Below are 11,057 nucleotides of genomic sequence, written 5' to 3' on the forward strand. Positions count from 1 at the left end.
GCAATGCCATGAAGAAGTTCAACCTCATCACGCTGGCCGCCGGGCTGGCCCTCACGCTGGGTAGCGCCGCGGCGCAGGCCGCCGCCGTCGGCGAGATCGGCTACGGCTCGCTGAGCGGGCCCGTCGTCACGTTCTCCGAGCTGGCCGACGGCAGCGTCATCGACGGGCTGCTGACCAGCGGCGGCGTGCAGTTCGGCGAGCGCTTCGCCGGCCAGGAGCTGGCCGTCACCAAGGCGCCGCGGCCGGACGCCGTCGCGCAGGACTGGTTCGACGACCTTTCCTTCGGCCGCCCCACCGCCGGGCTCACGCTGCTGGCCGGTGCGGCAGGCGCCAACCTGGGCACCTATGACTACGGCGGCGAGTCCGGCGTGGCGCTGTTCGGCATGGGGCCACAGGCGGGCAACGCCGAAGGGCTGGGCGCCGTGTCGGCCCGCTTCGCCGCGCCGGTGACGGCGCTGGGCCTGCAGTTGCTGGACGCCCACGGCGGCAGCATCACGCTGAGCCTGTACCGCCTGGACGGCAGCCTCATCGAGCAGGTGGACCTCAGCGGCCGCAGCGATGGCTTCTATGCCTTCGCCCGCAGCGGTGGCGTGGCCGACATCGCCGGCTTCTCGCTGACCAACGTCGATCCGTACTACGGCGTGTCCATCGACAACCTGCGGCTGTCGGCCGCGCCGGTGCCCGAGCCCGGCAGCTGGGCGCTGATGCTGGCCGGCCTGGTGGCCGCGGGTGGCGTTGCGCGGCGTCGGCGGCGCTGAGAGGGCCCGGGGCCGCGCGCCAGCGTTGAGCGAGCGGGCAGGCCGGCCCGCCCGGCGGGCAGCGCGGCTGGCTTCAGCGCAGCAGTTCCAGCAGCCGGTCCAGCCCGCCGTCGTTGATCGCGACGCGGGCGGCTTCGCGCACCTTGGGCTTGGCGTGGTAGGCCACCGACAGGCCGGCCGCGCCCATCATGGGCAGGTCGTTGCTGCCGTCGCCCACGGCCATGGCCTGGTCGGGCGTGCAGCCGATGGCCTCGCAGCACTGCAGCAGCATGCGGCGCTTCTCCTCGCCGTCGCAGATGTCGCCCCAGTCCTGCATGACGACGCGGCCGGTGAGGGCGCGGTCGGCGATTTCCAGCTCGTTGCTGCGCACGAAGTCCATGCCCAGCTCGGCCGCGACGAAGCGCGTGAAGAACGTGAAACCGCCGGAGACGAGCACGAGCTTGAGCCCGGCCGCCTTCAGCGCCGCGCAGAGTTCGCGGGCGCCGGGGTTGAACGTCAGTCGTTCGGCCAGCACGCGGTCCAGCACGCTGGCGGGCACGCCTTGCAGGATCGCCAGCCGCCGGCGCAGGCTGTCGCGGAAGTCGGTGATCTCGCCGCGCATCGCGGCCTCGGTGATGGCGGCGACTTCGTCGCCCTTGCCGGCCAGCGCGGCGATCTCGTCGATGCACTCGATGCTGATGAGCGTCGAGTCCATGTCGAAGGCGGCGAGCTTGAAGTGGCTGAGCGGCGGCAGCGCGGGGCCGTCGCGCAGGACGAGGCCGGGAGCAGTGGGGGAGGTCACAGGGCGGGAAGAGGCGGGCAGACGATGCCCGCCATTATCCCGGCGCGGTCAGCCGCGGCGGCGCGCCGCCAGCAGCGCCAGGCCGCCCAGCAGCAGCGCAGCGCCGGCGGGTTCGGGCACCGGGACGGTCTGCAGGCTGAGCTGCAGGAAGTCCGTGGCGGCCAGGTTGAGGCCACCCATGCGCACCGACACGCTGTGCGCTGTGAAGCTGATGCGCGCCGGGTTGAAGCCGGCGAGGCTGGTGTCGGCGACGGTGACACCGGTGATGACGGTGCCGCTGTCGTACAGCCGCTCGAACGTGAAGCCGTTGATGGCCAGGTTGTCGAAGCTGGCCGTGGCGCCGCCTGCGCCGACGTAGGCGTAGCGGATGCCGTGGTCGCCGATGTCCACCGTCTGCGTGGCGGCCTGAAGCACGCTGCAGGCCTGGGCGCCGCCGGGGCAGGTGAGCTCCACGCCGGGGCCGACGACGACGCTGTCCAGCGTGTGCCAGACCTCGTCGCCCTCGTAGTCGTAGCGCACGTCCACCGTGGTGCCCAGCAGGCCGGCGGCCAGCGCCGGCAGAGGCAGCAACGCGAGCGAGGCAAGCAGGGTCTTCATCGCAATCTCCGGTTTGGCGACGAAGTCTAGGCAGCCGATACGGCCGCCGCAGTCCCTAGCTTGCCTTCACCGGCTGGCCCAGCAGCCTCAGCACCTCGCGCACCGCCTGCGCGCGGTCCTGCGGGCTGGACAGCTGCTTCTCGATGCGCAGCTTCTCGTTGCCCACCAGCTTGATGTTGCGGTTCTTCTGCACCAGCTCGATGACGCGCATCGGGTCGATGGGCGGATTGGGGCGGAAGTTGAGGTTGATCAGCCCCGGCGCGGCGTCCACCTTGATGACGCCGTAGGGCTTGGCCAGCACGCGCAGGCGGTGCAGGTCGAACAGCGTCTGGCCCTGCGTGGGCAGCTTGCCGAAGCGGTCGGTGATCTCCTCCAGCATCGCGTCGATCTGCTCCGGCTTCTCGGCCGTGGCCAGGCGCTTGTAGAGCGAGAGCCGCACCTGCACGTCGCCGCAGTAGGCGTCGGGCAGCAGCGCCGGCGCGTGCAGGTTGATCTCGGTGTTGGTGGAGAACGCGCCGGTGGGCGAGAGCAGGTCGGGCTCGCGACCTGACTTCAGCGCGCGCACGGCCTCGCTGAGCATGTCGTTGTAGAGCTGGAAGCCCACTTCCATCATGTTGCCGCTCTGGTTGTCGCCCAGCACCTCGCCGGCGCCGCGGATCTCCAGGTCGTGCATGGCAAGGTAGAAGCCTGAGCCCAGTTCCTCCATGGCCTGGATGGCGTCCAGCCGCTGCGTGGCCTGCTTGGTCAGGCCCTGCAGGTCCGGCACCATCAGGTAGGCGTAGGCCTGGTGATGGCTGCGGCCGACGCGGCCGCGCAGCTGGTGCAGCTGCGCCAGACCGAACTTGTCGGCGCGGGCAATGATGATGGTGTTGGCGCTCGGCACGTCGATGCCGGTCTCGATGATGGTGGAGCACAGCAGCAGGTTGTGCTTGCCGGCGACGAACTCGCGCATGACGCGCTCCAGCTCGCGTTCGGGCATCTGGCCGTGGGCGACGACGATGCGCGCCTCCGGCAGCAGTTCCTCCAGCTTCTGGCGCCGGTTCTCGATGGTCTCGACCTCGTTGTGCAGGAAGTAGACCTGGCCGCCGCGCTTCAACTCGCGCAGCACGGCCTCGCGGATGGTGCCGCTGCTCTCGGCGCGTACGAAGGTCTTGATGGCCAGGCGGCGCTGCGGCGCGGTGGCGATGACCGACAGGTCGCGCAGGCCTTCCAGCGCCATGCCCAGCGTCCGCGGGATGGGCGTGGCCGTCAGCGTCAGCACGTCGACCTCGGCGCGCATGGCCTTCATCGCCTCCTTGTGGCGCACGCCGAAGCGGTGTTCCTCGTCGATGACCAGCAGCCCCAGCCGGTTGAACTTGACCTCGGCGGACAGCAGCTTGTGCGTGCCCACGACGATGTCGATGGAGCCGTCGGCGATGCCTTCCATCGCCGCCTTGATCTCCTTGGCCGAGCGGAAGCGGCTCATCTCCGCCACCTTCACCGGCCAGGCGCCGAAGCGGTCGGCGATGTTCTGGTAGTGCTGCTCGGCCAGCAGCGTCGTCGGCGCCAGGATGGCGACCTGCTTGCCGCCCATCACGGCCACGAAGGCCGCACGCAGCGCCACCTCGGTCTTGCCGAAGCCCACGTCGCCGCAGACCAGGCGGTCCATCGGCTTGGGCGAAATCATGTCCTGGATGACCGCGTGGATGGCCGCGCGCTGGTCGGGCGTTTCCTCGAAGCCGAAGCTCGCGGCGAAGGCCTCGTAGTCATGGCCCGAGTAGCGGAAGGCGTGGCCTTCGCGGGCGGCACGGCGTGCGTAGAGGTTCAGCAGCTCGGCAGCCGTGTCGCGCACCTGCTCGGCGGCCTTGCGCTTGGCCTTTTCCCACTGGCCGGAGCCCAGCTTGTGCAGCGGCGCTTCCTCGGGGGACACGCCGGTGTAGCGGCCGATCAGGTGCAGCTGCGCCACCGGCACGTACAGCGTGGCCTTGTCGGCGTACTCCAGGTGCAGGAACTCGCTCTTCTGCCCGTCGCCCAGGTCGATGTTGACCAGGCCCTGGTAGCGGCCGATGCCGTGGTTGATGTGCACGACCGGGTCGCCCACCTTCAGCTCGGACAGGTCCTTGATCAGCGCGTTGACGTCGCTGACCTGCTCCTGCTTGCGGCGCCGGCGCGTGGTGGGCGTCGTCGCGAACAGCTCGGTCTCAGTGATGAGCTGGACGGGCTGTTCCGGATCCACCCAGAAGAAGCCGCTGGCCAGCGGCGCCGCGGTGATCGCGTATTTCTCACCGACATGGTCCGGGGCCCAGAACTCGGCCAGGTCCTTCACCGACGGCGGGTCGATCTTGTGGTCGCGCAACTGCTCCAGCAGGCTCTCGCGCCGGCCTTCGCTTTCGGCCACCAGCAGCACGCGGTGCGGCGTGCTCTTCAGGTGGGCTTCCAGCCGCGCCATCGGCTCCTGCGTGCCGCGCTCGACGCTGACGTCGGGCAGCGGCCGCGCGAAGTCGACGGGCTCGGCGCCGCGCACCGACAGCACCGCGTGCGGCTTGGTCAGGCCGAAGAAGTCCTCGGCGGTCAGGAAGATCTCGCCAGGGGCCAACAGCGGCCGCTCGGGGTCGTGCTGCAGGAAGCGGTGGCGCTCCTTGGTGTCGGTCCAGAAGCGCTGGATGGCCTCGTCGACCTCGCCGTGCAGCGCCAGGCCGGCCGTGTCACCCAGGTAGTCGAAGACGGTGGCCGTCTGTTCGAAGAAGATGGGCAGGTAGTACTCGATGCCGCCCGAGGCCACGCCTTCGCCGATGTCGCGGTAGATGCGCGACTTGGTCGGGTCGCCGTCCATCTTCTCGCGCCAGCGGTTGCGGAAGGCCTTGCGCGCCGCCTCGTCCATCGGGAACTCGTGGCCCGGCAGCAGCCGCACGGCCGGCACGGGGTAGAGGCTGCGCTGGCTGTCGGGGTCGAACACGCGGATGGAGTCCACCTCGTCGCCGAACAGGTCCACGCGGTAGGGCACGTTGGAGCCCATCGGAAACAGGTCGATGAGGCCGCCGCGCACCGCGTATTCGCCGGGCTGCACGACCTGGCTGACGTTGGTGTAGCCGGCCAGCGTCAGCTGCGAGCGCAGCGAGGCCTCGTCCAGGCGCTGCTTCTGCTTGAAGTTGAACGTCGTGCCGGCCAGGAAGCTGGGCGGCGCCAGGCGCGCCAGCGCCGTGCTCGCCGGCATCAGCACCACGTCGATGCTGCGGGTCTTCTGCGACTGGATCAATTCCCACAGCGTCGCCAGCCGCTCGGAGATCAGGTCCTGGTGCGGGCTGAAGCTGTCGTAGGGCAGCGTCTCCCAGTCGGGGAACACGGCCACCTTCAGCTCGGGCGCGAAGAACTTCAGCTCGTCCTCCAGCCGCTGCGTGTCGCCCGGCTCGGCGGTGAAGATGGCGGCCAGGCGGCCGGCGTCGCGCTGCTGCTGCACGAAGCGCGCGAGCAGCAGGGCGTCGGCGGAGCCGAGGGGGCGGGGGTGGGTGAACTTCTTGCCGGGCTGGATGGCCGGCAGCGAGGGCAGCGTCATGGCGGTCTACAAACGACAACAGCCCCGGAGCGGGGCTTGCCGGGATTTTAGGGAGGCTTGCCGCCCCCTGCCTTTTGGATTGATGACAGCGGCATGGCAGCATGGCGGCCTTCCCACCCGGAGATCTCATGCGCCGTCGTCACGCCCTGAGCCTGCTGGCCACCAGCCTCGCCCTCAGCCTTCCCGCCTTTGCCGCGTCTCTCGAAAGCCAGCGCTTCCACGAGTGGCTGCAGGCCGACTGGGAGCTGACGCTGCAGCGCCAGCCCTTGCTGGCCACGTCGCTGGGCGACCCGCGCTACAACGCGGAACTGCCCGACACCACCACCGCCGCCTACCGGGCTCAGGCCCGGCGTGAACTGCAGCAGCGGCTGAAGGCACTGGCCGGCTTCAACAAGGCCAGGCTGGACCCCAAGGACCGCGTCTCCTACAGCATGCTGAAGCTGGACCTGGCGCAGGAGCTGGCCGGCGAGCGCTTCCCGGAGTGGATGCAGCCCATCAGCCAGATCGGCGGCCTGCCCAGCTTCCTCGCGCAGATGGGCACGGGCCAGTCCATCCAGCCGTTCAAGACGGTGAAGGACTACGACGACTGGCTGGCCCGGCTGGCCAAGGCCGCGCCGCAGTTCGACGGCCTCATCGCCAACATGCGCGACGGCCTGAAGGCCGGCGTCACGCAGCCCAAGGCCGTCATGGACAAGGTGCTGCCGCAGCTGACCTCGCTGGCCGTGGCCGCCCCCGAGAAGAGCCTGTTCTGGGGCCCGATCAAGGACTTCCCCGACACCGTGCCCGCCGCCGACCGCGAGCGCATCACCGCCGCCATGCGCCAGTTGCTGGCCACGCAGGTGCTGCCCGCCTACGGCCGGCTGCTGGCCTTCGTGCGCGACGAGTACGCACCCAAGGCCCGCGCCAGCACGGCGTGGTCGGCGCTGCCCAACGGCAAGGCCTGGTACGCGCATCGGGTGCGCCAGTCCACGACGGTGGCGCTGTCGCCCGACGAGATCCATGCCATCGGGCTGAAGGAAGTCGCCCGCATCCTGGGCGAGATGGAAGGCGTGCGCCGGCAGGTCGGCTTCCAGGGGGACCTGAAGGCCTTCTTCAAGCACCTCAACGACGACCCGAAGTACTACTTCACTAGACCTGAGGACCTGCTGGCCGGCTACCGCGACCTGCAGAAGAAGATCAACGGCCTGACGCCCAAGCTTTTCGACATCCATCCCAAGGCCGACTACGAGGTGCGCGAGGTGGAGGCCTTCCGCGCCGAGAGCGCGGCTGGCGCGTCTTACCAGGAGCCGTCGGCCGATGGCTCGCGCCCCGGCGTGTTCTACGTGAACACCTTCAACCTGAAGGCCCAGCCCATCTTCGGCATGGAGACGCTGTCGCTGCACGAGGCGTCGCCGGGCCACCATTTCCAGATCGCCATCGCGCAGGAGGACAAGGAACTGCCCGCGTTCCGCCGCTTCGGCAGTCACTACACGGCTTACGTCGAAGGCTGGGCGCTGTACGCCGAGAGCCTGGGCAAGGAGCTGGGCCTGTTCACCGACCCCTACCAGTGGTACGGCCGCCTGTCGGACGAACAGCTGCGCGCGATGCGGCTGGTGGTGGACACCGGCCTGCACCACAAGGGCTGGAGCCGTGAGCGGGCCATCCAGTACATGCTGGACAACTCGTCCATGGCCGAGAGCGACGTCGTCTCCGAGGTCGAGCGCTACATCGTCTGGCCCGGCCAGGCGCTGGGCTACAAGATCGGCCAGCTGGAGATCACGAAGCTGCGCGCCGAGGCCGAGAAGGCGCTGGGCGCGAAGTTCGACGTGAAGGGCTTCCACCGCGTCGTGCTGACCGCGGGCCAGGTGCCGCTGCCGGTGTTGCGCGAGCTGGTGCAGGGCTGGGTGGCGCAGCGCAAGGCGGGCTGACCTCGCGCCTCCCGCGGGCGGCGGGTTTCCGCCCCTGGCGGGCGCTGGCGACGGAGATTCGGCGGGAATCCGCCGCTTGGGCGGCGGTGGCAGCGTCCCTGCCCTGGGGCGGCGCGCTGCACCACGCTGGCACGCAAGCTGCTCATCCTGGGGCACACAACCCAGGAGACCGCCCCATGTCAGCGACCTTTCCAACGAGCACGGCCCGGCCCGCCGCGGCGTCCGACGCCATCGACTTCAAGCGCGTCAAGGCCATCTTCGTCGGCTCCATCGGCAACCTCGTCGAGTGGTACGACTTCTACTGCTACGCCGCCTTCTCGCTGTACTTCTCGTCGGCGTTCTTCCCCAGCAGCGACCCGGTGGCGCAGTCCATGTCCACCGCGGCCATCTTCGCGTTGGGCTTCTTCGTGCGACCCATCGGCGGCCTGCTGTTCGGCTACATCGGCGACCGCCATGGCCGCCGTCTGGCGCTGATGCTGTCGGTGCTGCTGATGTGCGCTGGCTCGCTGCTGATCGCCTGCGCGCCCACCTACGCGTCGGTGGGCGTCTGGGCGCCGGCCATCCTGCTGATGGCGCGTCTGCTGCAGGGCCTGAGCCTGGGCGGTGAGTACGGGTCGAGCGCGACCTACCTCTCCGAGATGGCCACGTCCAAGCACCGCGGCTTCTATGCCAGCTTCCAGTACGTCACGCTGATCGGCGGCCAGCTGGCGGCGCTGGTGGTGCTGCTGGTGCTGCAGAACTTCGTGCTGGACACGGCCGAGCTGAAGGCCTGGGGCTGGCGCATCCCGTTCTTCATCGGCGCGGGCCTGGCCATCGTTGCGCTGATCATGCGCTCCGACCTGCCCGAGACGCAGGCCTTCCAGGCCGAGAAGCAGCGCAGCAAGGACCGCATGGGCGGCTTCAAGCTGCTGATGCAGCACCCGCGCGAATGCCTCATCGTCATCGGCCTGACGATGGGCGGCACGCTGGCCTTCTACGTCTACACGACCTACATGCAGAAGTTCCTGAAGCTGTCGGTGGGCCTGACGGACGCGCAGACCACGGCCGTGTCGGCGGGCAGCCTCGTGTTCGCGGCGCTGCTGCAGCCGCTGTACGGCGCGCTGTCGGACCGCATCGGCCGCAAGCCGCTGCTGCTGGGCTTCGCCATCCTGGGCACGCTGTTCACGGTGCCGCTGCTGACGGCCATCCGCCACGCCCAGGGCCCGTGGGAAGCCTTCGGCCTCATCGCCTGCGCCTGGCTCATCGTCAGCGGCTACACGTCCATCAACGCGGTCGTGAAGGCCGAGCTGTTCCCGGCCTCCATCCGCGCCACCGGCGTGGGCGTGCCGTACGCGATCGCGGTGTCGGTGTTCGGCGGCAGCGCCGAGTACGTGGCACTGTGGTTCAAGCAGCAGGGCCTGGAGAGCGGCTTCTATTGGTACGCTACCGCGGTGATCGCCTGCTCCTTGATCGTCTACCTGCTGATGCGTGACACGCGTCGGCATTCGAGGATCGATGAGGAAGCTTGAGCCCCCCGCCCAGTCTTGCGTCGCTGAACGCGCGCAAGTCTGGTCGGCCCCCCGAGGGGGCGGCGATGCTTGCGGCATCGAGCCGCAAGCACATCGCCAGGCGGGCCGGCTTGGGAGCGGCCCGGCGCTCGGCCCGAATACATAGTCCATGCACGAAAAACCGAAGCCTCCCCGCTGGCAACGCAGCCTCGCGCTGCTGCTGGCGGTGGCGCTGGGCGGCGCGGCGGTTGCCTACGCCGCGTGGCGGGTGTCGCTGGACCTGGCACTCGCGCAGACGCAGGGCGACGCCCAGCGCCATCTGCGTTTCGTCGCCCATGAGCTGACCGGTGCGCTGGACAAGTACGAGGCGCTGCCGCAGGTGCTGGCCCGCCACCCGGCGCTGGCCGGCCTGCTGGCCGATCCCGCGTCGAACGGGCGCGTGGCCGAGGTCAACGCGCTGCTGGCAGACGTGGCGCGCGATGCCGCCGCAGCGGCCATCTTCCTCATCGATGCGCGCGGCCTGACGCTGGCTTCCAGCAACTGGCGCGACCCCCAGACCTTCGTCGGCCAGAACTACGCCTACCGGCCGTACTTCCGCGACGCGATGGCGCGTGGCAGCGGCCACTTCTACGCCCGCGGCTCCACCACCGGCACGCCGGGCTACTTCATCGCCCACCGCCTCGGCGGTGCGCATGCCGGCGTGCTGGTGCTGAAGGTGTCGCTGGACGAGATGGGCGCCAACTGGGCGCGCAGCGCCGGCGAGCTGATGCTGGCCGATGCGCGGGGCGTGGTCTTCCTGGCCAGCCGGCCGGAGTGGCAGTACCGCACGCTGCAGCCGCTGAGCGCGGCCGTGCGCGCCGAGCTGCGCGACACGCAGCAGTACGGCGACCTGCCGCTGGCGCCGCTGTCGCGTGAGCCGTCGCGCGTGTCGACGGCGCTGCGCGTGGAGCGCATCGCCACGGCGAGCGCGAAGCTGCGCGCCCTCGTCACTGAACAGCCCGTCGACGGCCGCGGCTGGACGCTGCTGTCCTTCACCGAGATCCGCGGCGCCGAGCAGATCGCCACCGGCCGCGCCTGGGCGGCCGCGCTGGGCTGGGTGTCGCTGCTGCTGGGGCTGGCCTACCTGCAGCTGCGCCGCCGCCGCGCGCGCGAGCGCCTGGCCGCGCAGGGCGAGCTGCGCGCGGCCTACGACAGCCTGGAGACGCGCATCAAGGAGCGCACGCGCGAGCTGCAGGCGCGCGTCGACGAGCTGAACCGCACCGAACGCACGTTGCGCGCGACGCAGGACGAGCTCGTGCAGGCCGGCAAGCTCGCCGTGCTGGGCCAGATGGCCGCGAGCATCACGCACGAGATCAACCAGCCGCTGGCCGCGCTGCGCGCGCTGAACGACAACGCCCGCGTGTTCCTCGAACGCGGCATGCAGGCCGATGCCGAGGGCAACCTCGAAGCCATCGATCAGCTGACGCAGCGCATCGCCGCCATCGTCGCGCAGCTCAAGGGCTTTGCCCGGCGCGACGAGCTGCGCGTGCAGCCGGTGCCGGTGGCCGCGGCCTTCGAGGCGGCGGTGGCGCTGGTCAGCGCCGAGGCGCGGCGCCGGCGCGTGACGATCGCCTGCCCGCCCGTGCCCGACGGCCTGGCGGTGCTGGGCCAGCAGGTGCGCATCGAGCAGGTGCTCGTGAACCTGCTGCGCAACGGCATCGACGCCTGCGCCGAGCAGGGCGGCGGCACCGTCACGCTGCAGGCCGACGTGCAGGCGTCAACCGGCCAGGCGCTGCTGTGCGTCACCGACAGCGGCCCCGGCCTCAGCGACGACGTGCTGGCTCGCCTGTTCGAGCCGTTCTTCACCACCAAGCGTCGTGGCGACGGGCTGGGCCTGGGGCTGTCCATCTCGGCGTCCATCGCCAACGCGCTGGGTGGCTCGCTGCAGGGCGGCAACCGGCCCGAACCCGAGGGCGGTGGCGCGCAGTTCACGCTGCGCCTGCCGCTCGCCTGACA

Annotated in this window: 7 protein-coding genes; 4 read left to right on the forward strand and 3 right to left on the reverse strand. The window is 70.3% G+C overall.

What is annotated here, in order from left to right; translation table 11 throughout:
- The first annotated feature begins 8 nt into the window (after positions 1 to 8).
- Positions 9 to 758 carry a PEP-CTERM sorting domain-containing protein gene (locus tag AC1Q7O_RS03625; protein WP_492659103.1) on the forward strand — a complete coding sequence of 250 codons (750 nt, stop codon included), beginning with the start codon at positions 9 to 11 and terminating at the stop codon, positions 756 to 758.
- A gap of 73 nt (positions 759 to 831) precedes the next feature.
- On the opposite strand, the gene serB is transcribed toward AC1Q7O_RS03625, so the two are convergent.
- From serB to mfd, 3 genes are read right to left on the reverse strand one after another with little or no spacing between them, the layout of a single operon-like run.
- A complete protein-coding gene (gene serB / locus AC1Q7O_RS03630) occupies positions 832 to 1,539 on the reverse strand; it encodes a phosphoserine phosphatase SerB (protein ID WP_492659104.1) in 708 nt (235 codons plus the stop codon).
- Between the two features lie 48 nt (positions 1,540 to 1,587).
- Positions 1,588 to 2,136 carry a PEP-CTERM sorting domain-containing protein gene (locus AC1Q7O_RS03635; protein WP_492659105.1) on the reverse strand — a complete coding sequence of 183 codons (549 nt, stop codon included), beginning with the start codon at positions 2,134 to 2,136 and terminating at the stop codon, positions 1,588 to 1,590.
- Positions 2,137 to 2,191: 55 nt separating this feature from the next.
- Complete coding sequence (mfd, locus tag AC1Q7O_RS03640) at positions 2,192 to 5,668, reverse strand: transcription-repair coupling factor (RefSeq protein WP_492659106.1); 3,477 nt, start codon at positions 5,666 to 5,668, stop codon at positions 2,192 to 2,194.
- 128 nt (positions 5,669 to 5,796) lie between these two features.
- Here mfd and AC1Q7O_RS03645 point away from each other — a divergent pair, with 128 nt between their 5' ends.
- The 3 genes from AC1Q7O_RS03645 to AC1Q7O_RS03655 all read left to right on the forward strand — a co-directional run bounded on the left by AC1Q7O_RS03645 (position 5,797) and on the right by AC1Q7O_RS03655 (position 11,055).
- Complete coding sequence (locus tag AC1Q7O_RS03645) at positions 5,797 to 7,575, forward strand: DUF885 domain-containing protein (protein ID WP_492659107.1); 1,779 nt, start codon at positions 5,797 to 5,799, stop codon at positions 7,573 to 7,575.
- A gap of 176 nt (positions 7,576 to 7,751) precedes the next feature.
- Positions 7,752 to 9,083: an MFS transporter gene (locus tag AC1Q7O_RS03650; protein ID WP_492659108.1), complete on the forward strand. Its 1,332-nt coding sequence runs from the start codon at positions 7,752 to 7,754 to the stop codon at positions 9,081 to 9,083.
- 148 nt (positions 9,084 to 9,231) lie between these two features.
- Positions 9,232 to 11,055, forward strand: coding sequence for a sensor histidine kinase (locus AC1Q7O_RS03655; RefSeq protein WP_492659109.1), 1,824 nt, complete (start codon positions 9,232 to 9,234; stop codon positions 11,053 to 11,055).
- Positions 11,056 to 11,057: the final 2 nt, after the last annotated feature.

It is taken from the genome of Roseateles sp. GW823-FHT07B05 (genome assembly GCF_058794515.1).